Here is a 25,645-nt window from a genome sequence, read left to right on the forward strand (position 1 = left end):
ATTGGATATTGATAGTGGTAATGGAATTCGAATTGACATTATCTCATGTGTCCCTCGTTTGCTGGACAGCTATTTTGAATATTCAATTTTGAAACGGGCCAAAGACGCCGGACTTGCTGAGGTAGTTATTCATGATTTGAGAGATTATTCTGAAAACAAACATCGTCAGGTAGATGATTATGCTTTTGGTGGTGGTGCCGGAATGGTTCTTGGCATTGAACCGATTGCCAAGTGTATCCGCCATCTACAGTCGTTCAGAAATTATGAAGAAATTATTTATATGACACCTGATGGCGATGTATTCGACCAGAAAACGGCCAACCGATTATCAATGACAAAAAATATTGTTATTCTTTGCGGCCATTATAAAGGTATTGACGAGCGGGTTAGACAAGTCTTTATAACTAAAGAAATTTCAATAGGAGATTACGTATTATCAGGAGGGGAATTACCCGCAGCAGTTATTTCAGACGCAATTATCCGCTTGATTCCTGGAGTATTAAATGATGAAACATCGGCCTTAACAGATTCATTTCAGGATAACTTATTGGCTCCACCGGTTTATACAAGACCTGCTGAATTTGAAGGCTTAAAAGTACCAGAAGTTCTATTATCGGGACATGAGAAAAAAATTAATGATTGGCGCTTAGAACAATCCATTAAACGAACTCAGGATAGACGGCCTGATTTATTGAAGTGATTTACAGGCTAAAGACAAGTAACACAACACAAAGTACTGAACCTACAATTCCCACTTATTAGGGTTTTCAGTGGCATTATTCTTACTATTGAGTAATTTATTCTACAATATTCATTTCAGGAGTGGTTAAGAACTAACTTTGAGGCTATGGCTTATTTTTTTTGAACTTAGTATCAAATACGTAAGGTTGATTCACAAGAAAATTAAGTCTTTAACCATAGTATTTAGCAACTAATTAATATCCATAATAACTTAAATTATTTAAAGCCATGAAAAAGAATATTTGTTCTTCGCTTGCAGCTCTTGTTTTAACAATTTTTATCAGTATTAATGCAAACGCTGCGAAACCATCGACCGCTACAGAGAATCCTGTTAAAGTTTCAAAGAATGAAAAATTAATGTCGTCGGAAGAAGGTAAAATCATTTTATCAAGACTGGAAGAAATTAAGGCAATGGACAAGTCAGAAATGTCAGCCAAAGAAAAAAGAGAATTACGCAAAGAGGTAAGAGCATTGAAAGCACAAGCTGCTCAGATTGGTGGAGGAGTATATATTTCTGCCGGAGCATTGATTGTGATTTTACTTTTGATTCTTTTATTGTAAAAAGTATTATTTTAAAGCAGGACTTATGAAAACTAATCAGAAACCAAAAGGGAAAGAAGAAAAAATTGAAACAGAATTCCCGGGGTATCCTTTATATCCAGCTTCTGAAGATATTTATAGCCAGGGGATTAAAGAAGAAAATATAGACCCTGAAAATATAAATAAACTAAAAGAGCCGAATGAAAAGACTGGTGGTGAATGGAATGAAAGCGATTATTATCATCAGGGAACTGGAGATGATTTGGATGTACCCGGCTCTGAATATGACGATAAAGATGAAGATATGGGTATGGAAGATGAAGAAAATAACTATTACAGCCTTGGAGGAGATAATCATTCGGATGAGATTAATACAGACTTAGTTAAAGATGATTCTGAAGAGGATAACCAAGTAACAGAAGATTAATACTCGTATAGTTATGAAGAGTTGCCATAGCCGAAGTGCAAAAACCAAGCTACTAATTCAGCTAAAGGTTTTCTAACAGATAACGCCATGAAAATATTAAATAAAATATACTTAATGGGAGTGTTAGCACTCCCATTAAGTATAGCCAGTTGTTCGGGTGAGATTGTAACAACCCCACCACCAGTTGCCGTAGTAGAAACGATTCCAGCCCCACCATCACCTTCGTATATCTGGATTCCAGGACATTATATAGCAAGGGGGAATGTTTATACCTGGAGAAATGGTTATTATAGGCCAGCTCCCAGATACAGAAAAGTATGGGTGCCAGGCAGATATGTACAGACACGCAGAGGATACGTATATAAAAAGGGGTATTGGAGAAGATAAAATGTAATGCATAATAATAGAATCTTAGAGACATTTATTGCTTCTAAGGTTCTATTATTATTGGCTTTTTTATTGAATTGTAATTTTTAAGTAAATCTTTCTTTTATCCAATAATTTTGAGTCTTACCCTCGTAAATTTTGAGACTTATCTTGAAATAATCATCTACTGCTTTTATTTTAAGTAAAATATTTTATAAAAAGTATAATATTTATAAAATAAATAATTTTTATAATTAGTATTATATTTATTTTGTTTCATCATATTAATCCTTAAAACCTTTGTTAATCAAGGATAAATTTATTAAATTTGTATAACTACTATTAAGAATAGTACAACGATATAGTTAAATAGTTATATTTATCCTTCTAAAAAAAGAAAATTTTAAGGCTAATGGCTGAGGAAACAGAAAATCTAATCCCAGAATCTTCCAACAACGGCACAATTATCCCAATCAACATCGAAGACGAAATGCGCGGAGCATACATTGACTATTCAATGTCTGTTATTATTTCACGTGCTTTACCTGATGTTAGAGATGGACTGAAACCCGTTCACCGCCGTGTATTGTACGGTATGGCAGAACTTGGCGTATATCATAATCGCCCGTATAAAAAATCAGCACGTATAGTAGGAGAGGTGCTTGGTAAATATCACCCTCATGGAGACGCCTCTGTGTATGATACCATGGTTCGTATGGCCCAGGAGTGGTCATTGCGTTACACTTTAGTAGACGGACAAGGTAACTTTGGCTCAATCGACGGTGATTCTCCAGCAGCCATGCGTTACACTGAGGCACGTTTGAAGCGAATAGCTGAGGAAATGCTTTCAGATATTAATAAAGAAACAGTTGATTTTCAGCCAAACTTTGATGATTCCTTAGAAGAACCATCAGTAATGCCCGGTAAAATACCAAATCTTCTGTTAAATGGTTCAGCAGGTATTGCAGTCGGTATGGCTACAAATATGGCGCCTCATAATTTATCAGAAGTAGTAGACGGCATTACGTCCTATATTGATAATAATGAAATTACAGTTGAAGAATTAATGCATTTTATCAAAGCACCTGATTTCCCGACAGGAGCAATCATTTATGGATATAGTGGAGTGAAATCTGCCTTTGAAACGGGTAGGGGACGAATTGTTTTACGATCAGTGGCTAACTTTGAGGTTTCAAAAACCGGTAAGGATCAGATTGTAGTTACGGAAATTCCTTATATGGTTAATAAGGCCATGATGATTGAGAAAACTGCTCAATTGATTAATGAAAAGAAAATTGAAGGAATTTCGGATATCAGAGACGAATCAGACAGAGATGGGATGCGCATCGTATATGACTTACGTAAGGATGCCGTACCAAATGTTGTGTTAAACAACCTGTATAAATATACCCAATTGCAATCATCTTTCAGTATCAATAATGTAGCGCTTGTAAAAGGGCGCCCTGTTACTTTGAATCTGAAAGATATGATTCGATACTATGTGGAGCATCGTCTGGAGATTATCACGAGACGTACTCAGTATGATTTAAAAGAAGCTGAGAAAAGAGCGCATATTCTGATAGGTCTGTTGATTGCCTTAGACTATATAGATGCAGTTATTACACTCATACGCAGGTCAAAGGATGCAGATGAAGCCCGTACTGGTTTAATGAAAGGAGATTTCATGAGCGCGCAGGAAAGAGAAAAATTTCTGACCGAAGGTTTACAACGTTTACAGATAGTTGATGAGTTTAATGCAGACACCGAAAGCGGAAATATCTTAAGCGAAATACAAGCAAAAGCGATTCTTGATATGCGTTTGCAACGCTTAGTAGGCTTAGAAAGAGATAAAATAAATGCTGAATTTGAAGAAATTAAAAATCTGATTGAAGACTTGCGGGCTATTTTAGCTTCAGAAGAAAGAAAACGTACCATCATTAAAGAAGAATTGGCAGAACTAAAAGCTCGGTATGGTGATGAAAGACGCTCTAAAATTGAGATGGCAGCAGGTGAATTCAGTATAGAAGATATGATTCCGGACGATGAAATGCTGGTTACCATCTCACATCAGGGTTATATCAAGCGTACGGCATTGCAAGAATATAGGACTCAAGGCAGAGGGGGGACAGGGTCAAGAGGTGTTAAGACTAAAGACGAAGATTATACCGAGCATTTATTTGCTGCAACTAATCATAATTATCTCTTATTCTTCACCAAAAAAGGGAAGCTGTATTGGTTGAGAGTGTTTGAAATACCGGAAGGCTCAAAAACAGCTAAAGGAAGAGCGATTCAGAACCTTATTAATATTGAATCAGACGATAAGATTCAGGCCGTTTTAAATGTAACGACACTTACTGACGAAGATTATATCAATAACAATTATATAGTAATGTGTACAGAAGATGGCACTGTAAAGAAAACACTTCTTGAGGCTTATTCTCGTCCGCGTCAGGGTGGTATCATTGCTATTAATATTAATGAAGGAGACAATCTTTTAGATGTAGCGTTAACAAACGGAGATAATAACATAGTAATAGCGGCTAAAAACGGAAAAGTAGTTCGTTTCCATGAGTCTGGAACACGCCCTATGGGTCGTACAGCTACAGGAGTAAGAGGGATTAGCCTTGAAGATGATGATAAAGTTATTGGTATGGTGTGTGTATCAAGGGCTGATACTCAACTGCTGGTAGTTTCAGAAAAAGGTTATGGGAAGCGATCAGATATTGATGATTACCGCATTACTTCGAGAGGAGCAAAAGGCGTAAAAACCTTAAATATCACAGAGAAGACAGGTACTTTAGTAGCTATTAAGGAGGTTACTGATGATGATGATTTAATGATTATCACCAAGAATGGTATAGCTATTCGTATCAAAATTACTGATTTAAGGGTAATGGGGCGTAATACTCAGGGGGTAAGATTGATTCGTTTAAATGAAACAGATAATATCGCTTCAGTTACGCGCATTATTCGTGAAGAAGAGGAAGAGGATTCGAGTGGAGCAGGAGAGAGCTCGGTTGGTTCAACAGAAACAGAATCTACAATAGAGTAGGGGGAGTACGTCGAGTTTTTATGTTAATACTTTGTTAATTTCCCGAAAATATATATTTTTCGGGAAATAATATTGTCTAACCCTAAACGTTTAAGTATTTTAAAAAATCAACTCAAATATGAAAAAAACCATTTTCGTGTCTGTCTTATCAATGGTTACGGCAGGCGTATTTGCACAGTCAGCAATTGATAATCAGCTTCGTGATGCGCAATGTAAGTCAGCAGCTGATGAAATAGCCAAAGGTGAAAAAGCAAGTCTGGATGCTAAAAAAGGTGCAAAGTCTTCAACGTGGGTTAAATTAGCTACTGCTTATGAAGATATGGCTGTAAACTGCGGCAAAGATTCAATGGCATCAGAAAAAGCTTATAATACCTACAAAAAAGCCCTTGAAGTAGAGGCTGGTGGAAAAGGGGCTAAAGAGATTGAAGCAGCTTTAACAAGCCAGAAAATGTATTCAGCATTAATGCAACAAGGTGCCGGTTTCTACAATTCTAAGAATTTCTCAAGTGCGCTTAAATTATTCAGATTAGCTTCAGAAGTTAGCCCTAAAGATACAACTGCATCATTGTATTCGGGCATTGTAGGTCAACAAGCTAAAGATAATGAAGCAGCTAAAATTTATTTCAATAAATTTATAGATCAAGGTGGAAAAGATGCTGCCGTATTCTATAGCTTATCTGAAATCTATAAAGCAGAGAAAGATATTGCTAAAGCGGTAGAAGTGTTGAAAAAAGGTATTTCAGCGAATCCTAACGATAAAGACTTGAAAGGTTCACTAGTAAATATCCAATTATCAAGCGGTAATGCGGATGAGGCAATAGCTGAATTAAAGAAGTTAGTTGATGGTGACCCAACTAATGTGAATAATATGCTTAATCTTGCAATTCTTTATGATAATGGAGGTAAAAAAGACGAAGCATTAGTATGGTATAAAAAGGTATTGGCGATAGATCCAACTAATTATGATTGTAACTTTAACTTAGCGGTTTATTATTTTAACCAGGCTGTTGAAATTAAAAAAGAAGTAGATAAAATGGATATGAAAGAGTATCAGAAAAATGGTAAGGCTGTAGAAGACAAAGCCTGTGCTAAGTTTGCTGAATCTAAACCATATTTTGAAGCCTGTAAAACAGTAAGAGAGAAAGAGGGAAAACCACAGGAAGAAGAGTTGACTAACAGCTTAACCAGCTTGAATTCGGTTCTTGAGCAATGTGCAAAGCGTAAATAAAAAAGAATAAGATATAATTGTTAAAAGCCCTCAGAATTACTTCTGAGGGCTTTTTTAATGACAAATGTTTTCAGATGCTATCTTTCTTTTATTCTATTTTTTCAAGTCTATAATAGGCAAATATCAAGACAAAGCTTAGAATAATTATATTAACGCAAATATTTTCGTTCCCACAATAGTATTATACACACACCAAGCAGGGTGGTTATATAATTTTCTATTTAACATAATATAAATTATATAACATTTATTTATTGTATAACCCAACAGAATAATGTGGAAAATAAAAAAATCCACGTGGAACATTTGTTGATAAAATGTTGAATTCTTTTATTTTCTAATGGATATTTGCCAAAGGTTTTATTCTAATTAAGAAAAGCTTTTAATGCTTTTGGTTTTCTGCCAACTTTTTTGCGCATTTTTACTTTCTCAGGCCTTTCTTTTATTTTTTTATCTTCAAAGAAAACTCCCAGGGCTTCTATAATAATATCTTTTTGAGACATACCTTCCCAATAGCCATAATCTTTCATCGTTTCAACCAATTCGTTTGGACAATCAAATGTGACTTTGGTTGATGGCCCATTGTCTTGTAAGGCCACTATAGCTGCTGGTTGATTGACTGGAGCAGATTGTTCGGTGCTTTTTGTTGGAACTAAACTTTCGAAGGTGAAATTTTTATTTTTTGCCATTGTTTTACAATTTAATTTGATACAGCAAATTCTCAGGGCTTTGCATAATCAATATAATTAATTATTAATACTACTTAGAATCTCTTTAGTTAATTGATAATAATCCATAGCGCCATTACTTTCTGGCGAATAAGTAAAAATATCCTGCCCATTTGCCTGGGCTTCAGATATGGCAATATTATCTCTGATGGTAGTAGTAAAAAAAGAACTCCCTAACTGTTGTTTTGTTGCTTCTATAATATCATTGCTGAGCTTTTTATTAATTTTGGGATTATATCTTGTAGCAAATACTCCACCCAGCTTTGTTTGTGGACTTATAAGCTGTAGTTCAGATGAATAATTCAAGAAGTTTCTAAGACCTTCATAACTTAAAAATTCAGCTTGCAATGGCACCAGATAAATATCGCATGCGATGAGTGCAACTCTTGTCATCCCAGACATGGTCGGCGGACAATCAATCATTATGTAGTCGTAATTTTTTTTCACTTTCTCTAAAAGTAATTTTAGATTAAAAGGAAACACCGGCGAAGCTTTTATTGCATCTTCTTTTGCGTTGAGTTCAGCCGCACTCGGCAATAAATCCCCAATGAGCGTATTAATTACTATACTCTCAAAAGGAAGTTCACCACTTAAATAGTTTCCTACGTGGTTCTTTCCAACTTGAGATTCCTGAACACCAAAGCAACGAGTAAGACTTGCCTGGCCATCAAGGTCAATAAAAAGCACGCGAGCGTTTGCGAATTTCTGAAAGGCAGCACCAAGATTTTGGGTAGATGTAGTTTTACCTACTCCCCCTTTGTTGTTTACTACACTAATAATCATCGTTTATAATAATAATATTGTTTGGCAATATAAAACAAATCATTCGGAGTAACAATATTATAATAATAACTTTTATCATTAATAATGATATTACGATAAGTATAGAATGTTTTATAATATTTGACTATACAATAATAATAAAATTTATGAATAATATAATATGTGTAAATAGTTATTATTAATTTATGACATAAATATTGTAATATGTATATAAACCTTATAAATAATATAATTATATTAAAATGTATAATGTTAAATAAAAAAATAATAAATTATAATTTATAAGTACTTATAAAAAAAACTTAATATTTATAATGTATTTACAAATATTAATGAATAATACTTTATAAATATTTAATTATATGTAAAAGTATTATAAGTATAATATATAAAATACAAATAAATATATTTATTATTAATGATATTTTATGCACATAATATAATATAATTTATATTGAATAGTATTATATTAAATAATAAGAAGTGTATTTATTAATATTATAATTGGTATAATTTTTCTGGTTATTATCAGTAAGTATTTTCAGTATAGTTTAAATTGCGAATTGATAAAATGGCTATTTTGAAGAGTTTGAGCTTCGAAATGTGTAACTACCCTACCCGTGCATTAACATGGCCTTAGAGCTGACGTTTGAGGGCTTAAAAAAGGCTTCATTTTGAGAAGCTTTTAGTCAAAGTAAGTAATAGTTTGTAGGCTAATTTTTGACGTTAAAAATTCGATGACTACTGAATGCGAAAAATGATTCAATTTATACAAAAGTTAGATAGAGAAAATCCAGGCAAAAGATGAATGCGAGCTAATCGTGTCTTTAGATAATTTGCGAGTCCATAAGACTTAGCGTTACTGATTTTCTATATTAAAATTTTCGAACTCCGGATTATTACAATTTATACAAGGATGAAAATTACCAGAATGCTTGATTATTTTTTTTAGGAGACAATAATTTTAAAGTCATCTTCATAAAATTTTTCATCTATATTTAAATACTGCCGGAAATTATCTGAATTATTCTGGGTTAAAAGAGAGGAATTTCTGTTTCAAAAAATATGATATAGATTGAGACCTGAAATCTGTGCGTTACATAAAGTCAGTCAATGGATAAATTAAACTTTGTCAGGACAATCATATTTTAAAGAATTAAGACTATTATTGAGACTTAGAATATTCTAACTATATAATAATTTTAATTCCTAAGTCTCGATAATTGGAAGTATATAATAGAGCCAATGCTAAATCGGACTTTTATTTACCTGAAACAAAATCGGTTTTAAATTTTAAACCCAACTGAGTGGGTCAAACTATAGGTTTGGTAATTAAATGAAACATCAATGTTTTTAATAATTTTGACTATTCACCAACCAAGCTTTATATATTAAGTTTATTGATACAAAAAATCGAACACATAATTTCTTAGAATCTCGGGCATCAATTTTAAAATTATTTTTATTGTAAGGAACTATACAATGCACTAATAACTCAAAATTTTGGTGACCTCTAAAAATATCACATTTTTGTAAAATCCTGAATCGTGAATATTAAAATCTCGTTAGTAGTTTGAAAATATTCTTTATTAATAGCTCTGAGAGCCCAATACACATATAAGTTTGGTCTCATTCTGACAAAGTCTCATCTTCAATAAAAGAACCCCCCTTCTTAATGGATAGTAGGAATCTTATATACTTTTATACTTTAAATAATAGAGCCATATAAAGCTATTCAGAACCAAATAATCAACAAGAAAACTGTTCTCTTAAGGCTTACTTTTAAATTTAATGCTTACATAAGATTGATCTTGTATTTTCAGCAATGTTCCTTGTCATTTAATTGTCATCAGGATATCCTTCGAGCTATAAACCAGAACCCCCCAAAGTAACAGCCCAACTAAAATTTTAACCTGATTAAAACTCATTCTCTAAAATTAAGAAACAGATAACAGTAACGAGAAACCAATTTATTCAGAGACCCGATTGCTTGATTCTGTCTATCAAAAGCATTCAAAATCCAAACGTTTCATCTAAATATATGAAACTCTTAAAGCCGTAAGGATATTAACCTTAATTAATGACTGTGAGCCGACATATACAGCGTATTCATTTATAATTTAAAAATATCAATATCCAAAAAAATCTATCTTTTAAATTTTTTAATGCCATCGGAAGGGTAAGTTAAATTCTGAAGACATTAAAATATGAGTTTAACGACAGGATAATCTACTTGTTAAAATATGCCTGACAATTTGTCAGGCATTGCTCGACTCAAAGACCTGAGTATTTCCATCATTGTAAACAACAATGATTCGAGCAACATTGCCATGACCAAAATTTGGTAAAATAGTGCTGCTGAGATTTTGTTGCGCTGTAGTATTTTCTGTAACTTTTCTTTCACTCGATTCTCGAGAAGGAAAAATCGGCCTTTTTTGTTGCGTAACTACTTGGCTATTAGTTGATTGTGTTACTAATTGAGTGTCATTTTCTTCATCTTCTAAAAACCAATCGAAGCCAAGTTCAGGGTATCTTTTGTATATTTTCTGTACAATCTCTAAGCTTGGCTTGTTTCTATCAGATAAAATGTGAGAAATGCTTGGACGGGGTACTCCGATCTCATCAGCGAACTTTGTGGAGGTTAAATCCTTGTCATTAATAAACCGACGAATTTTATCATTTAATTTCATAAATAGTTTACAATTATATCTGTAAATAAACAATGTAACATATGTAAATCAATGTTTACATACATGAATTAACATTTTTAAATATCACATTACAAATATAAATAGTTTAGAAATGAAAACCAAATACTTTTGTAAATATATTTGGATAAATGTAAACTCCATATAAGGTTATTTGAAGTACAAATGTTAATAAGCTTATTTTCAGGTAATTATAAAGTTATTTGGGTATCATTCTCAAGAATAGGTATAAAATGTAAATTGAATATTACAGTATAGTTCGAATTTTTAAAAGCAGAACCGGGTTAAGTGAGGACAAAAAAAGCTGATTAGGATAAAATTAACCTATATTTACTAATGTCAAGAAAAAAAAGAATAATATTTACAAAAGGAGCTTGTTTATTAATGTATGTAAACTAAATTTGTGTCATGCTTACGTGCTTTCTAAGATAATTCATTAAAGATAAATTTAAGTAAAGGTTTAATTTGTAGGTAGAAATGCCAACAATTTGGGATTCAATCGTCAGAAAGTCCTTTCTTTTTTTAGATTGGGCTTTTTTTATTTTACTAGGTTGAAAGCTATTTAGTTATTAAACTTAATAAATCTTTGTATTTGAATAGCGTTTTATCAACAGAGAAAACAGCTATGAGCAAATCCAGAATAGGAGTTAATAATTATTCAAATTCCTTACAATCTACTCCCCTCCCTCTTTAAGTAAATTACTCTTCTATTATAATTTTTGCCTATAAGGGAATTAAAACAATATGACAGAATATTAATTTAGTATTACAGGATGAAATTTTCTATGTCAGATTTATTGTGTCAGAATATTTTGGTATTTGGATATATCAGATAATAATTAAATATTTTTATGCACCAGCTGTTGACGATAAAAAATGCATTGGTGAGTTTTTAAGGAGTTAAAGAGACATTAAACTATATTTATAAATAGAATTATTTAAAAGGTTTTATTTATAAGAAGGTTTTATAAAACAAAAAACAGTAGCAATTAAGAAATTACTACTGTCTGAATTCTAAGCTTTAGAGACAATGTCCTAAAGCTAATTATCATAAAAAGTTACACTGAGACATTGTTTTCTCTCAGCGCCTCATTAAGGGAGGTTTTAAGATCTGTACTTGCTTTTCTCTGCCCAATTATAAGAGCACATGGCACACCGAAATCTCCGGCAGGATACTTTTTATTCAGCATACCAGGTATGACAACTGAGTTATCAGGAACGTAACCTATATATTCCTGGCCGCCATTTACATCAATTATTTTGGAGCTACTGGTAATAGTTACACCAGCGCCTAAAACGGCTCTTTTTCCGATTCTGGCGCCCTCTACAACGATACACCGTGACCCAATGAATGCTCCGTCTTCTATAATAACCGGAGAGGCCTGAGCAGGCTCTAAAACGCCTCCAATGCCCACACCTCCGCTCAGGTGTACATCTTTACCTATTTGCGCGCAACTGCCTACCGTCGCCCATGTATCAACCATTGTTCCTGAATCTACATAAGCTCCTATATTCACATAAGAAGGCATGAGTATAACTCCTTTGGCAAGATAAGAGCCATATCGAGCCACTGCCGGAGGAACCACACGTACACCAATTTGATCATATCCGGTTTTTAATTTCATTTTATCATGGTATTCAAAAATACCCACTTCCTGAACACTCATCTGTTGCAGAGGGAAATACAATATGATGGCTTTCTTTATCCAATCATTGGTAGTCCAGGTTCCATCTTCATTTGGATTTGATACGCGGATAATTCCCTCATTTAATTGATTGATTATTTCTTCTATTGCAGTTTTAGTAGTTGGGTCATTAATTAATGAACGATCTTCCCACGCGGCTTCAATGGTTGTTTTTAAAGACATTTTATAATTGATTAAAAATATTAATAAATATATTGTAAAATACTTATAATAAGGTTTTTATAATTTATTTTTAAGTTTTTTTTAAGTAAAAAAGTAATTATTATTTCATACTTCTAAACAAAGGTAAAACAATATATCGACAAATCACAGTCATAGAAAACCGCATTATTTACTGTTCAGACTCTTAAGAAGTACTATACTACGGTTTAACAGTATGAAAATTCAATCTTTCGCCTTAAATGCTTTGTAAAGTGTTTGGCGAAGCCTAATATTGATCTATGAAAGCAAATGAGAGCAATATCCCAAAGGAAAAACATCAGAAAATAGTATAAATAACACCCCTACCCGACTAAAACTATCAATAGATCAATATTAATAACTAATATTTTTAGTATTTTTTACTAAATAATTCAAACATACTTAGTTAGTATTACTAATGAAATTAGCATATTATTTTTAGTAATTAATTAATTTACATTCCTTTAGTAAATTATCCGTATATATAAAAAATCTTCTTAACTTGCGTTATCGTACCACTTAAACCAAATTATTTTAAAATGTCAAAAATAAAAGTAGCTATTAATGGATTTGGACGTATTGGAAGACTGGCCTATCGTCAAATTTATAATATGGATGGAATTGATGTAGTTGCAATTAACGATTTAACCAGTCCATCAGTTTTAGCTCATTTACTAAAATATGACAGTGCACAAGGTAGATTTGACGCAGAAGTAACATCTACTGATAATAGCATTCTTGTTAATGGAGAGGAAATTAAAATTTACGCTCAGAAAAATCCGGCTGAAATTGCATGGGGAACTCATGAAGTTGATGTAGTTTTAGAATGTACTGGATTCTTTACAGATAAAGATAAAGCAGCTGCGCACTTAACTGCCGGAGCAAAAAGAGTTATTATTAGTGCCCCTGCAACAGGCGATTTAAAAACTATTGTATTTAATGTAAACCACCAGATTCTTGATGGCAGCGAAACAATCATTAGCTGTGCCAGCTGTACTACTAACTGCTTAGCACCAATGGCCAAGACTCTTAATGATAATTTTGGTATAGTATTAGGTAGTATGACCACTGTTCACGCCTATACAAATGATCAAAATACATTAGATGCGCCACATGCTAAAGGTGATTTACGTAGAGCAAGAGCTGCTGCAGCCAATATCGTTCCTAATAGTACAGGTGCAGCAAAAGCTATAGGTTTGGTATTACCAGAATTAAAAGGAAAATTAGATGGCGGAGCTCAACGCGTGCCGACTATTACTGGAAGTTTGACAGAATTAACTACAGTTTTAAATAAAACTGTAACTGTTCAGGAAGTAAATGCAGCTATGAAAGCAGCAAGCAATGAAAGTTTTGGATATACTGAAGATGAAATTGTGAGCAGCGATATCATTGGCATTAGCTTCGGTAGCTTGTTTGATGCCACCCAAACTAAAGTTGTGACTGTTGGTGACAAACAATTAGTGAAAACAGTTAGCTGGTATGATAATGAAATGAGCTATGTAAGCCAATTAGTGAGAACTGTGAAGTATTTCGCTACGCTTATATAGTATTTATAGTATAGAATACGAAGGCCTGTTTTAGGACAACTTTATCCTGAAACAGGCCTTTTATATTAAATCTTAGCTGCCAGATAATTGATTTTAAATCCTTTCTCGACAAATAGTCTTTCATAATGAGTTACAATATCATGATGCTCAGGAAGTAATTCTGAACTATACAAGTCGGTAGTTTGTCTTAAAATTTTATAACCTGCCTCTACAAAAGTACCCAAAGAGTATTCAAATAAGCCACTATTATCTGTTTTGAAAAAGAAATCGCCGTTTGGTCTAAGTACTTTTCTATATAGATTCAGGTAATTAATATTAGTTAAACGTTTCTTCTCCTCTTTATCTCTTGGTTGAGGATCAGGGTGAATCAGCCAGATTTCATCGACTTCATTTTCTTCAAAAAACTCTTCCAGAAAACCTATAGAGGTTCTTAGAAAAGCCACGTTTTTTAAATTCGCTTCTATAGCTCTTTTACTTCCACGGGCTATTCTATCTCCTTTAATATCAATACCTATGAAGTTTTTGTCAGGAAATTTCTTAGCTAATCCTACAGTATATTCTCCTTTTCCACAAGCCAATTCTAAAACGATTGGATTATTATTATTAAAGAACTTTTCTCTCCATTCTCCTTTAATTGTTGAATATAGTTCTTTCCCTCTCTCAATAACATTCTCTGCTTGTGAATTATGTATAAATCTGGGTAATTTTTGCCGTGCCACTCTTTTATTAAATTAAATTTATTATATTATTAAAAGTATTATATTTATAATTCATTTATTTCTGCAACAACAAAAGTACTTCCTCCAATATAGATAAAATCGTCTTTTTGAGCTAATTCTCTAACTTTTTCTAACGCATCATTTACGTTGAGAATTGAATATCCTGATAGTTGTATAGACTCAGCTATTTTTATCAAATTCTCAGCCGCCATAGATCGAGGCGAATTTGCCTGACAAAAGTAATAATTGGCATCTTTTGGAAACAATTGTAAAATTTCTTCCACATTTTTATCTTTAACAAATCCGAGAATAAAATACTTTTGTCCATTAATTAATCCACTTGCATATAGTTTATCTATCTGATTTAAAATAATTTTTAATCCGTGTTCATTATGACCAGTATCACATATAGTTAATGGATATTGATCTAATACTTGCCATCTGCCTTTTAATCCAGTCAACAAAACCACTTCCGCAATTCCCCTTCTGATGGCTTCCTCAGAAATTTTGTATCCTAAATTTTTAAGTACCTCAACTGATTGAAAAACTCCTGTAAGGTTCTTCAATTGGTATTTTCCAATTAATTGAGACTTTACTTCCTTAAAAACCTTCTTACTATTATTGTGATACACATCAACACTTAAACTAAAACTTTCTTGTTCTAATCCCGGGCTCACTGTTACTAAATAATTGTCTTCAGCAAAATAGATTGGTGCATTTTGCTCAATGGCTTTTTCTATAAATACCTGGCTGGTTTCTACCTGTCTTTCAGATATTACTACAGGTGTATTAGCTTTTATTATTCCCGCTTTTTCTAAAGCAATTTTAGGTAATGTGTTACCTAAAACATCCATATGATCAAATCCTATATTTGTAATGATTGATAAATCTGGACTTATTATATTTGTTGAATCAAGCCTACCCCCTAACCCGACTTCGATTACTGCCACATCTACATTTTCTTTAGCAAAGAAATCAAAAGCAAGTGCTACACTTAGCTCAAAAAAAGATGGAAGAAGTTTTTCAATTATGTCTTTATGATCTTCGATAAATGCTACAACCTTCGCTTTTTCAATTGATTTACCATTTATTCTGAATCTTTCGGAGTAATCTTTTAGATGTGGAGAAGTATAAAGACCAGTTCTATAACCTGCACTCTGTAATATTGAAGCCATATAGTGTGATGAACTGCCTTTCCCGTTTGTACCTGCTATGTGGATACTTTTAAATTTGGTGTGCGGATTTCCCAGGTATTCACATAAAGCAAGTGTATTATTTAAATTTGGTTTATAAGCCCTTGCACCCTCTCTATGGAAGACCGGCAGCATATTATATAAATAATTGATTGTCTCTTCGTAATTCATTCTCAATAAAAAAAGGTGATTGGATAATCACCTTATACTTTTTTACAAAATTAATAAAGATTCCTAAATATCTTATTTGGAGATTCTTAATTAGTTTCCTGATTGAATATTGATTGTAATAGTTCCACTTGCTCTTGGAGGAGGTGTTCCAGCTGGAGTTAATACTGAGCTTAATTTTTGCTGAATATAGTTCTTATAAAAATTTTGCACTGCAGGACTTACCGTTGACTCTAATACGCTAATACCTACAACATCACCAGAGTCATCTACGGTTACCTTGAATACTATTTTCCCTGTCTCACTTGACCCATCATTCGGTAATGAAAGTTTCTTTTTATTCCAACCACTCAAACCACCTATGGAAGCACCTGAGCCACCACCTTTACCAGGATTGCCGTATAAACTTTTTCCATCAAGTGTTCCTCTTGGGTCACCTTTATCTCCCACTTCCCCTTTCTTACCATCTCCATTATTATTCCCCCCTATACCATCTCTTGTACCAATTGTTCCATTTGAATTGGAATTAGCTCCATTTGAGCCATTTGAGCCTTTAGCACCTTTCTTAAACAATGAACCATCATCTACTGTTCTTTTTGGTGGTTCTGGCTTTGGGGGCTCAGGTTTTGGAGTTTCAGTCTTGGTTTTAGTTTCTACTGGAGAAGATTTTACAACAGGTTTTATTTCAACTTTCTTAACAGGTTTCTCGCTTTCTTTCTCCGTAACAGGGCTGTCTTCATTTGATGTAATTACTGGTTTGGCCGGAGCTTCTTTCACTTTTACCTTTGGTGCTTTTTCAGTAACAGGCTGAGGTGTAACTACAGGCTTAACCTTTACAGATTTGGCTTTTTCTTCTTTTGCTGCTGGTTTTACATCGTAATTATTAGGGGAAGGATTGGCTTTATTGGTCGTTTGTATATCTCCTGAACCTACTAAATCAATCCCATAATTCAGCTCAACCCCTTCAGGTTCCTCCAAAGGCATATACATTAATTTAAGAAAGAATAAAATTGTCAGAAAAGCTCCATAAATAGCCAAACTAATGACTAAAGCCAAAGGCTGATTTCTTTTATCATCTTCGGTAAGAGTTGCGGTTTGCATTTATAATGATAATTATTGTTGATCGATGGCTTATAAAAAAACCTGTAAGGTTGCTTACAGGTCTTAAAAATTTCAAAAACTTACTACTTACTTTTAATAATTGCAGGTTTCTCTCCGATCAGATTTTGATGTTTATCTGCAATAATCTGGGCTTCTTCGAAGGAATCTGCTTCAGCAGCAATCACCTTCATTAGATTACCAAACTGAACAATTCTTGGAGAGAATCCATTTTTAAGTAAACTAGCACTAAGCTTTTCTACGTTTTCTTTACTTTTAAATATACCTGAAACAATCAAATAACGCTTTTCTATATTATTTATTGTAGATTTTGTTTCTATAACCTTTACTAATTCAGAATTAGTTTCAGGCGTTTTAGTCTTAGTATTAACTTCTTTTTTTGTAACTTCTTCTACTGGGATAGATTCCGTGGTTATATCAGGTTTTTGTTCTTCAACTACCTCTTTTTTATTAAAAACAGGTTTTACAATCTCATATTCAGATGCATTATAATTAGCATCAATTTCTGGTTTTCTAACGGCATCTTCTCTTTTTGGAATATAATCTAAGGGATTAAAACTACTCTTTGCAGAACTTTCATCTTGCTTTGGGTTTGAGAAAAGAACCAGAAAAAGACCGGATGTTAATAACAAAACAGGTAAAGAATACAATACATAAGTCCACTTAGAGTGAGTCCCGGTTGTAGAATAAGATTCATTATGCACTACCATCTCATCATTATCGGCCTCAAAAGTATGGCTCAGCGTATAGTTTTGCTTTTCTATTTTTCTTGGGAATATACTATCAAAACCAAAACTTTCACTAAAGAAATTATTCCGTCTATCCGGATCAAAAATTAAATTATTCTCTTCATTCAACGTAAAGTCACCAATCCTATCAAAATGGAAAGATTTATCATTAGCCAAAGAAACTTTAATTTCTGCGACAAAACTCTGAATAGTTCTCTTTGCCTCATCAATAGTAACACTTTCTCTTCTTGATATATAAGTAGCTAAAAGACCATCATCTTGCTTTAAAACTTCATTAAAAGCAATTCTTTTCTGTGGAGGCATAAGAGAACCACTAATATCATTGAAACTTGATGGCATATAATTAGCAATAAATGCCCCAAAGTTTGGGACAGTTACGTAGTCATGCTCATAAAGTAGTGTTCTGATGTAATCTGCAACAGGCTTCATAGGGCTTAACATATATTTTGGGAGCAATCTTTATGCTAAGTTAAAATGAAAAATTGACACCTACAAGAAAATTTAAACCTTGTTGCGGATAATATAAAAATCGCTCGTACTTTTTCCCAATAATGTTATTTAATTTAACAAAGGCCGTAAACTGTTTACTGAATAAATAGTCGAACTCTGCATTAATATCAATGAAATCTTTGTTGGTTACTAATTCTTGAGTGGTTGGATTCTTTGCGTATGTTTTCCCATAGTAAAACAAGTCTAAATTTGCCAAAAGTCGATCAGATACAATTAAAGTATTTCCCCATTTTGCAGTAAAAAGAGGTCGATGGAAAGGCTTTTCAAAACTCCTTCTCTGATAATGATTGAAGTCAGTTTTTATATAAGTTCGCCAGATTTCAGTTGGTTGATAATTTAACTGAACAACCACATTAAAATATTGCGTTTTCAAACTATCATATAAAATATTAAATTTTGCTGTATCTCCTAAAGCCTCACCAAAATCAGGTGTATAATTATTAAAATAGTACAAGTTTTTGTAATAACCCATAGCACCTCTTAAATTAAAGCTAAATCCTGAGCCTAAGTCACCTTTTCCTCCCAAATAAAACTCCTGACTTTTTTCTGTATTCATTAATCCAACCTGGGCCTTTAAGTAAGGATTTTCATTAAGCATTGACCCTAACGTATTTCTTACAATATCGCCATCCATCCCGGCAAAAATAAAAAATAAACTTGGCGACTTATACGTCAATTCCAAAGTAGGAAAACCTTTTGTGCTATTAATCTTTTTTATTTCATCAAATTCGTTGACCGCTTTATATCCGATACTCGCACCAAAACTATTAAAGTTAAGTTTGAATGAAGGCTTTACTCTAAATAAATTTCTTTTATCTACTTCAATGTCACTTCTTTGAGTTATAAAAGCCTCTGCATCAACTACTGCAATAAATTTTTCGTTAATTATAGGGAAATAAGCATTAAAACTTGACCCCCAATCTGTTTCTTGAGCTCCGTAGATATTCTTTAAAGACCTTAAATTTGTCTTCAGGGAGTAATCAACTTTTGGATTTGGTGCTGTATTTTCAAACCCAACATTGAATTGAACAGTATTTAAGACTTGTCGTATATCTTTTCTCTCTAAATCTTCACGGGGTCTTTGATAACCATAAAAATAATATTGATCTCTATTATAGTTTATTCCTCCATTTAATTGAAACTTTTGAGCAATATATTTACCAGTTATTTCGGCCTTATTATACATATTTGCTGAGTTTTTATCGTCAACCGGACCACGAACCGTCGAATTATGATAAGCATGGACTCCAATAATTAGATTGTTTTCCTGATTAGTGTTCAGGAATAATTCACCTAAAATTCTTCCATAATTCCCAGCACCAAGAGTTATATAATTATTATAACTTTCGGTTTCTTCTTTTTTCTTTCCTCCATCAGGTGAAATGACATTCGGGCTGAACTTTACTTCCTCGATTCCTTTAGGTTTACGATCAAAAAAGGTATATTTCATTTCCTTATCTCCATTATTTGATTTTAAAGGAGGAATTTTCTCAAAAACCCGATTTGCTGGAGGAAGTTCGACCTTACGATCTTTGGTAATAATAATGTCATCATCCAATTGCGCAAATGATGTAAAAAAGATAAAGTTAAGACCAATAACAAAAGCAAGACTATAATTCGTTTTTATATACTTAATTCGAAATGAAAATTTCATAGGGGAATACTTTAAATTGTTCAGAAAAATAATTAGAAAAGCATAATCATTGAATTACTCTTTATTTTCAATTTCCTTCATTTTTTTCTTAGCTACATCAACTGTTTCAGGAGTTTCTGAGTTTTCAATAATTGATTTCAAAGTGGCTTTTGCCATAAAATAGTCGCTTAGGGCAACATAATTATCTGCAATAAGAATAAACCCTTTTTCATACCAATACAAAAAATCAGAAAATTCAGAGGCCAGTTCCTGTATAGTTTTAATAGACTCTTTATATTTCTTTTGACGATATTGCATTTCTCCGATATAATACTTTGCTTCTGCCCCGTTAATATCTTTGGCCATGGCAATTGTTTTCTTAAATTCTTCTTCAGCCCTGCCAAAATCATTTTTTGCCATATAAGCTTTTCCAATGTATAATTGTGCTTTATTTGAAGCTCCCATTATGATATCTCCACCATTGTTAATGATTTCTCTGGAATAAACAATTACAGAATCCTGATTTCCTGAATAAAAGTAAGCTTCAGAAAGACCCTGCCATGCTGTTATAATATCACGTTTATTGGCTGATGAAATAATTACAGCTCTATAATTAGAGATGGCATTTTTATAATTTTTTACAGAAGTTTCTATACTTGCTGCCCTTAAAGCCGACTTTGTAACAAAGCCTGTCCGATTATCATTGATTACCTGATTATAGTACTTTAAAGCATTCATATTATCTTTCAGGATATAGTATGAGTCTGCTAAATAATACTTTGCTTCATACATATTCGAGCTTCTGGGATAATTATTGATAAATTTTAATAGAGATGCCACTGCATTACTATACTTCTCATTTAAGTATAGATTCTTAGCAGATTCATATTCAAGGTTTTCGACTGAACCGTTTTGTGGATTAGTCTTTTTGTATTCATCAACAATTGCTGTGAAATCTTCAGGACGACCTAAAATATTGAGTGTTTGTTGCAGACCTAAGAGTGCATTTTCAGCAACATCTGTTTTTCCGTATCGTATTACAATAACTTTATAATCATTTAACGCAGCTTCATAATTCTTTAAGTTACTATATGCTAGAGCTCTTTTGAGCAAAGCTTGTGGAATAAGGCCACTTTTTGGGCGCTCTCTTACCATTTTGCTCAATAAACTTACTGCACTCTGATAATTTCCTTTATCCAACTCCAAGGTGGCATTCTGAAACCATGCATCATCAACCAATCGAGAATTAGGATACTGGGTTCCAATTCGATCAAATATTTGCAAGGCTTCCTGATTTCTACCTAAAAAGGTCAATGTCAATGCCTTCTGGTACATCGCATAGTCTTTCTCAGTTCTGTTTTCTTTAATGGCTAAATCATAGTATTTCAAGGCTTCATCATAATTCTTAATGGCAAGATTACAGTCTCCGATTCGGACAATTGCATCTTCAAAATTCTGGCGATTAGATTCATCCTTACGTACCTTAATAAACTCTTTAAAATAATTAGCGGCTTGTTTATAATCTTTACTATTATAGTTTAAATACCCCAATGCATATTTACTTTTTTGTTTCAAAGTTTCAGGTGCATTACTGTTGATAATATCTTTATAATAACTGCTTACTTCCGGGAGCTTGGCGGCATAAGCAGCTTCTGCCTTCCAAAATGTTGCATTTTGTTTTAATTCATTGTCAATAGGTTGTAAAAGTGATTTATCAAAATACTGAATAGCCTTTGTATAATTTTCTGCATTGAAGTCTAACACTCCCTGGTTATAGGCAAGCTTCTGGTATGCAGCATTTAGCTTAGGAGATTTCTTCGTTAAGCCCTCAATATAAGCAATGGCTTGCGAGTAATTATTTGCATCAAACATGACATCACTCATTACTTCACTGGCCTCGTCTTCATATTTACCACCAGGGTAAGTTTTCAGGTAATTTTCCAATTCTGTAATTCCTTGTTGACTATTACCAAGGTCGATTGCTACTTTTGCATGGTTAAATTGCGCCTCCTCTTGAATTATTTTATCAAATGTGCCAGCTTTAGCTCTTTCAAATGCTGCAGAAGCAGCACTTAAATCATTAGCTTTTAAGGAGGAGATTCCCAAATAATAGGCCGCTTGCTGACCTAATTCATTATTTTGCCCTGCAATTTTTTTAAAGTTTTCTATAGCCTTTTCGTAATGCTCAGTTTTATACAGGCTGTAAGCATGTCTAAAAGTAACCTGATTAGAGACAGCTCCTTTTCTAAAGGTTCTGAATTTATCGTAATATTTGGCAGCATTGGTAAAATCGTCTCTAAAATAACATACTTCTGCGGTAACCAAACACATATCATCTATCTTCCTTCCATTTGGTTTCTCAATGATGGGTTCTGTATAGGCCAACAATTCTTCATACCTTTTCTCAACATACAGAATATTGGCAATCCAGTTTGGAATCTCAGTTTTATAGGGTGAAACACTTTCAACTTTCTTTAAGTCAGATAATGCAGCATCATAATTTGCATTTTTAAAATTAATAACTCCAGAATAATAATAAGAATGAATAGAGTAATCTGAGGCGATGCTTTTTACCTCATTAAATAAAGGTAATGCTTTTGAGTAATTATTGGTTTGATAGTAAGAAATGGCTAACTTATACTTGTATTCTAAGGCTGCAGTGGAAGTTGAATTGACATTAACTGCTTTTTCAAGATATTGAATTGCCCTATTGTAATCGCCTTCGTTATAAAAGTAATTCCCCAAATCACCATAAATAACCTTTGCTTTAGGATGATCAGAATGATTAACTACAAATCTTTCGATTTCAATATCAGCATCAGGAGCTTTAACATATAATCCGGCCAAGGCTGCATAATATTCAGCATTTGTTAAATTAAACTCATTTGCATTTAATGATTGCTGGGTGGATTTAATATAATGACGAAGTTCCTCACGCGAAGGAGCATATACTTTTTTCTGAAAAAGCTCTATACCTTTATGGTAATAAGATTCAGGGTCGGTATAAGCAATTGTGTTTTGGGCGTAAGTATGAAAGCCCATATTTAGCAAGCTCGAGACGGTTGTAATTATTATCGTCTTTTTCATAGGGTCTGAGATCCCCAACCCCGTGGGGAGATATTTTTTATAGGAGTCAATATTTGGGGTTAGTAATATTGATTATAAAAGCACTTAAGCCACTTTGAATCAAAGGTAGCTATTGATAATAAAAATAAACAATCTAAAAGATAAAACTTTGAATCAAAGAGAATGCCATTTTTGGTAAAGAAGAAAAAATGAAGTAATTTCAAGCAAAAAACGTTTGTTTGAAAAAAAAATTGTTTCAAATCATCAACAATTCACTTAACCCATTAACAAAATGATAAAAAAATCATTTCTCTTCTTTTTTCTGTTTATACTTCTTTCGTTTTCTGTTTTAAAAGGCCAGACTACAAACATTATTTACCAACTTTCGATGAATGAACCTTCAACTCATTACTTTGAGATTGAAATGACATTAAGTAATGTTTTAAAAATAAAAGATCTAACTCAGAAAGCCTATGTAGATTTTAAAATGCCTGTTTGGACACCTGGATCTTATCTTGTACGAGAATATGCAAAAAACGTAGAAAGCTTCGAGTCATCAGCCGGGGGTAAAAAAGTTAAGTCTGAAAAAGTGAATAAAAATACATGGCGGGTGCATTCAAATGGAGCAAATGAGATAAAAATAAAATATAAAGTTTATGCCTATGAATTAAGTGTCCGAACAAGTTTTCTGGACGATACTCATGGTTATCTGAATGGAGCCTCAATTTTTATGTATGTACCTCAGTTAAAAAAATATTCATCAAAAGTTAGAATTAACCCATTTAAAGGCTGGAATTCTATTTCAACAGGCTTGAAGAAGGTAGAAGACGCTGAAAATACATTTTATGCATCAAATTATGATATTATTGTTGATAGCCCAATTGAAATTGGTACGCATAAGGTTTTGAATTTTGAAATTCAGAACATTCCTCATGCAATTGCGATGTATAGCAACGGGCCCTTAGAGTACAATGAGGATAAACTAATAGAGGCTTACAAAAAAGTTACTCAAGCGGCATCAACAGTAGTCGGAGAGCACCCCTGCAAAGACTATACGTTTATTATTCATCATTTGCCTGGTATTGGTGGTGGGCTTGAACACCTTAATTCTACTACTTGTCAAACCTCCCCATTAGCTTATAATACTGAGGCAAGTTTCAAAAGCTTCATGGGGTTGATTGCACATGAATATTTTCACCTTTGGAATGTAAAAAGAATCAGACCTATCGCACTCGGGCCCTTTGATTATGAGAACGAAAATTATACTCATATGCTTTGGGTTGCTGAAGGATTCACCTCCTTTTTCCAGGAAAATATCTTATTACGAGCAGGTATTATTACACCAGAAGAATATAAAAATAAAGTTGCAGCCTCTATAAGTGGTATTGAAAACCAACCAGGTCAGAAAGTACAATCGGTTGCTGAAGCCAGTTGGGATGCCTGGATTAAATACTATCGACCAAACGAGAACTCTCAGAATAGTACAATTTCATATTACAATAAAGGTGGAGTGATTGGTAGTCTGATAAATTTATTTATTATTGGTGAAACAAAAGGCAAAAAAACTTTAGATGACGTTTTTAAACTCTTATGGGAAGATTATTATAAAAAACAAGGACGAGGCTACAAAGATGAAGAATTTCAAGCAGCTTGCGAAAAAATAGCCGGAAAAAGCATGGAGGATTTCTTTCAAAAATATATTTGGAGTACTGATGCTATTGATTATGATACTTATTTTAATTATGTAGGTATAAAGGTAATAAAGGAATATGATACTAAAACGCCCTTTTTAGGAGCAAATGTACAAAACAATAAGATTACTTTTGTTTTGAGAGGCGCATCTGCTTATTCTGGAGGTTTAAATGTAAATGATGAAATATTAGAAATTGATGGAAATAGGTACCCTGTTAGCAGTACCTTTTTTTCTGACAAACAGGTTGGTGACACTGTTAATATTAAGGTAAAAAGATTTGGCAGAGAATTTAATTATGACGTAAAACTGATGGCAAATCCATCTACAAGAATTAAGTTAGAGAGGGTAGAAAATCCTACTTCCGAACAAGAAAATCTTTATAAAAAGTGGCTTTTTATAAAATAGGCGTCGGGAAAATTATTAAAAAAGTACAAATTAACAATAGCCGCAAAAGTTTTGCGGCTATTGTTAATTTTAATCAACCGAATCTAAAATTAAATCGAAATCTTCTGACATTTCTTTAAAGCGCTTCATTACTTTTTCCATAAAGCTGTCACCAAGCATTTCCTCAATTTCATCTTCTCCCGAAACATCATATTCATTCACTTTATAAGTCTGCTCATACATACCAGCCTCAAACTTTATGATAAATTTATTGTTCCAGGCATAAAGTGAAGCTTTGCAGTAGGTGTTGGGTATTTCTTTTATAAATTTCATTGTTATTTTGAAGTTTGCGATTTCTGATACAATTTTACACAAGATTTGTCGATTCAAAAAACAAATCAATAA

General features: G+C 33.0%; 19 protein-coding genes. 8 read left to right on the forward strand and 11 right to left on the reverse strand.

Annotated elements, in window-relative coordinates:
• The first annotated feature begins 25 nt into the window (after positions 1 to 25).
• From trmD to H1R81_RS23335, 6 genes are all read left to right on the forward strand, one after another.
• Positions 26 to 700 carry a tRNA (guanosine(37)-N1)-methyltransferase TrmD gene (gene trmD / locus H1R81_RS23310; protein ID WP_181843263.1) on the forward strand — a complete coding sequence of 225 codons (675 nt, stop codon included), beginning with the start codon at positions 26 to 28 and terminating at the stop codon, positions 698 to 700.
• 269 nt (positions 701 to 969) lie between these two features.
• The gene (locus H1R81_RS23315) at positions 970 to 1,302 is read left to right on the forward strand and encodes a hypothetical protein (RefSeq protein ID WP_220275296.1); all 333 of its coding nucleotides are present in this window, start codon (positions 970 to 972) and stop codon (positions 1,300 to 1,302) included.
• A 25-nt stretch (positions 1,303 to 1,327) separates the two neighbouring features.
• Positions 1,328 to 1,708 carry a hypothetical protein gene (locus H1R81_RS23320; RefSeq protein WP_181843161.1) on the forward strand — a complete coding sequence of 127 codons (381 nt, stop codon included), beginning with the start codon at positions 1,328 to 1,330 and terminating at the stop codon, positions 1,706 to 1,708.
• Between the two features lie 87 nt (positions 1,709 to 1,795).
• Positions 1,796 to 2,095, forward strand: a complete 300-nt coding sequence (locus H1R81_RS23325; protein WP_181843162.1) for a YXWGXW repeat-containing protein — start codon at positions 1,796 to 1,798, stop codon at positions 2,093 to 2,095.
• 391 nt (positions 2,096 to 2,486) lie between these two features.
• Positions 2,487 to 5,126, forward strand: a complete 2,640-nt coding sequence (gyrA, locus tag H1R81_RS23330) for a DNA gyrase subunit A (RefSeq protein WP_181843163.1) — start codon at positions 2,487 to 2,489, stop codon at positions 5,124 to 5,126.
• Positions 5,127 to 5,244: 118 nt separating this feature from the next.
• The gene (locus tag H1R81_RS23335) at positions 5,245 to 6,354 is read left to right on the forward strand and encodes a lipopolysaccharide assembly protein LapB (protein WP_181843164.1); all 1,110 of its coding nucleotides are present in this window, start codon (positions 5,245 to 5,247) and stop codon (positions 6,352 to 6,354) included.
• 365 nt (positions 6,355 to 6,719) lie between these two features.
• Here the strand turns inward: H1R81_RS23335 and H1R81_RS23340 are convergent, their stop codons facing one another.
• The 4 genes from H1R81_RS23340 to H1R81_RS23355 form a co-directional block, all read right to left on the reverse strand.
• Complete coding sequence (locus H1R81_RS23340) at positions 6,720 to 7,043, reverse strand: hypothetical protein (RefSeq protein ID WP_181843165.1); 324 nt, start codon at positions 7,041 to 7,043, stop codon at positions 6,720 to 6,722.
• A 57-nt stretch (positions 7,044 to 7,100) separates the two neighbouring features.
• Complete coding sequence (locus tag H1R81_RS23345) at positions 7,101 to 7,865, reverse strand: ParA family protein (RefSeq protein WP_181843166.1); 765 nt, start codon at positions 7,863 to 7,865, stop codon at positions 7,101 to 7,103.
• 2,258 nt (positions 7,866 to 10,123) lie between these two features.
• Positions 10,124 to 10,555, reverse strand: coding sequence for a helix-turn-helix transcriptional regulator (locus H1R81_RS23350; RefSeq protein WP_181843167.1), 432 nt, complete (start codon positions 10,553 to 10,555; stop codon positions 10,124 to 10,126).
• Between the two features lie 1,076 nt (positions 10,556 to 11,631).
• Complete coding sequence (locus H1R81_RS23355) at positions 11,632 to 12,441, reverse strand: 2,3,4,5-tetrahydropyridine-2,6-dicarboxylate N-succinyltransferase (protein WP_181843168.1); 810 nt, start codon at positions 12,439 to 12,441, stop codon at positions 11,632 to 11,634.
• Positions 12,442 to 12,998: 557 nt separating this feature from the next.
• Between H1R81_RS23355 and gap the strand changes: the two genes are divergently transcribed.
• Positions 12,999 to 14,006, forward strand: coding sequence for a type I glyceraldehyde-3-phosphate dehydrogenase (gene gap, locus H1R81_RS23360; protein WP_181843169.1), 1,008 nt, complete (start codon positions 12,999 to 13,001; stop codon positions 14,004 to 14,006).
• Between the two features lie 65 nt (positions 14,007 to 14,071).
• On the opposite strand, the gene trmB is transcribed toward gap, so the two are convergent.
• The 6 genes from trmB to H1R81_RS23390 form a co-directional block, all read right to left on the reverse strand.
• Positions 14,072 to 14,725, reverse strand: a complete 654-nt coding sequence (gene trmB / locus H1R81_RS23365; protein WP_181843170.1) for a tRNA (guanosine(46)-N7)-methyltransferase TrmB — start codon at positions 14,723 to 14,725, stop codon at positions 14,072 to 14,074.
• Positions 14,726 to 14,769: 44 nt separating this feature from the next.
• Positions 14,770 to 16,089, reverse strand: a complete 1,320-nt coding sequence (locus tag H1R81_RS23370) for a folylpolyglutamate synthase/dihydrofolate synthase family protein (protein ID WP_181843171.1) — start codon at positions 16,087 to 16,089, stop codon at positions 14,770 to 14,772.
• A gap of 90 nt (positions 16,090 to 16,179) precedes the next feature.
• Complete coding sequence (locus H1R81_RS23375; RefSeq protein WP_181843172.1) at positions 16,180 to 17,187, reverse strand: hypothetical protein; 1,008 nt, start codon at positions 17,185 to 17,187, stop codon at positions 16,180 to 16,182.
• Positions 17,188 to 17,270: 83 nt separating this feature from the next.
• The gene (locus H1R81_RS23380; protein ID WP_181843173.1) at positions 17,271 to 18,383 is read right to left on the reverse strand and encodes a hypothetical protein; all 1,113 of its coding nucleotides are present in this window, start codon (positions 18,381 to 18,383) and stop codon (positions 17,271 to 17,273) included.
• 40 nt (positions 18,384 to 18,423) lie between these two features.
• Positions 18,424 to 20,118, reverse strand: coding sequence for a TonB-dependent receptor (locus H1R81_RS23385; protein ID WP_181843174.1), 1,695 nt, complete (start codon positions 20,116 to 20,118; stop codon positions 18,424 to 18,426).
• A 54-nt stretch (positions 20,119 to 20,172) separates the two neighbouring features.
• Complete coding sequence (locus H1R81_RS23390) at positions 20,173 to 23,184, reverse strand: tetratricopeptide repeat protein (protein WP_181843175.1); 3,012 nt, start codon at positions 23,182 to 23,184, stop codon at positions 20,173 to 20,175.
• A 271-nt stretch (positions 23,185 to 23,455) separates the two neighbouring features.
• Here H1R81_RS23390 and H1R81_RS23395 point away from each other — a divergent pair, with 271 nt between their 5' ends.
• Entirely contained in the window at positions 23,456 to 25,261 is a 1,806-nt protein-coding gene (locus H1R81_RS23395) for a M61 family metallopeptidase (protein WP_229251204.1), read from the forward strand.
• 69 nt (positions 25,262 to 25,330) lie between these two features.
• Here the strand turns inward: H1R81_RS23395 and H1R81_RS23400 are convergent, their stop codons facing one another.
• Positions 25,331 to 25,573, reverse strand: coding sequence for a hypothetical protein (locus H1R81_RS23400; RefSeq protein WP_181843176.1), 243 nt, complete (start codon positions 25,571 to 25,573; stop codon positions 25,331 to 25,333).
• Positions 25,574 to 25,645: the final 72 nt, after the last annotated feature.

It is taken from the genome of Emticicia sp. BO119, assembly GCF_013912375.1.
GTDB lineage: Bacteria > Bacteroidota > Bacteroidia > Cytophagales > Spirosomataceae > Emticicia.

What these genes read in the sequence shown, in the direction of transcription:
- H1R81_RS23315 (WP_220275296.1), top strand. Translation starts at nt 970, where the DNA reads ATGAAAAAGAATATTTGTTCTTCGCTTGCAGCTCTTGTTTTAACAATT.
- H1R81_RS23320 (WP_181843161.1), top strand. Translation starts at nt 1,328, where the DNA reads ATGAAAACTAATCAGAAACCAAAAGGGAAAGAAGAAAAAATTGAAACA.
- H1R81_RS23325 (WP_181843162.1), top strand. Translation starts at nt 1,796, where the DNA reads ATGAAAATATTAAATAAAATATACTTAATGGGAGTGTTAGCACTCCCA.
- gyrA (WP_181843163.1), top strand. Translation starts at nt 2,487, where the DNA reads ATGGCTGAGGAAACAGAAAATCTAATCCCAGAATCTTCCAACAACGGC.
- H1R81_RS23335 (WP_181843164.1), top strand. Translation starts at nt 5,245, where the DNA reads ATGAAAAAAACCATTTTCGTGTCTGTCTTATCAATGGTTACGGCAGGC.
- H1R81_RS23340 (WP_181843165.1), bottom strand. Translation starts at nt 7,043, where the DNA reads ATGGCAAAAAATAAAAATTTCACCTTCGAAAGTTTAGTTCCAACAAAA.
- H1R81_RS23345 (WP_181843166.1), bottom strand. Translation starts at nt 7,865, where the DNA reads ATGATTATTAGTGTAGTAAACAACAAAGGGGGAGTAGGTAAAACTACA.
- H1R81_RS23350 (WP_181843167.1), bottom strand. Translation starts at nt 10,555, where the DNA reads ATGAAATTAAATGATAAAATTCGTCGGTTTATTAATGACAAGGATTTA.
- H1R81_RS23355 (WP_181843168.1), bottom strand. Translation starts at nt 12,441, where the DNA reads ATGTCTTTAAAAACAACCATTGAAGCCGCGTGGGAAGATCGTTCATTA.
- gap (WP_181843169.1), top strand. Translation starts at nt 12,999, where the DNA reads ATGTCAAAAATAAAAGTAGCTATTAATGGATTTGGACGTATTGGAAGA.
- H1R81_RS23370 (WP_181843171.1), bottom strand. Translation starts at nt 16,089, where the DNA reads ATGAATTACGAAGAGACAATCAATTATTTATATAATATGCTGCCGGTC.
- H1R81_RS23375 (WP_181843172.1), bottom strand. Translation starts at nt 17,187, where the DNA reads ATGCAAACCGCAACTCTTACCGAAGATGATAAAAGAAATCAGCCTTTG.
- H1R81_RS23380 (WP_181843173.1), bottom strand. Translation starts at nt 18,383, where the DNA reads ATGAAGCCTGTTGCAGATTACATCAGAACACTACTTTATGAGCATGAC.
- H1R81_RS23385 (WP_181843174.1), bottom strand. Translation starts at nt 20,118, where the DNA reads ATGAAATTTTCATTTCGAATTAAGTATATAAAAACGAATTATAGTCTT.
- H1R81_RS23390 (WP_181843175.1), bottom strand. Translation starts at nt 23,184, where the DNA reads ATGAAAAAGACGATAATAATTACAACCGTCTCGAGCTTGCTAAATATG.
- H1R81_RS23395 (WP_229251204.1), top strand. Translation starts at nt 23,456, where the DNA reads ATGATAAAAAAATCATTTCTCTTCTTTTTTCTGTTTATACTTCTTTCG.
- H1R81_RS23400 (WP_181843176.1), bottom strand. Translation starts at nt 25,573, where the DNA reads ATGAAATTTATAAAAGAAATACCCAACACCTACTGCAAAGCTTCACTT.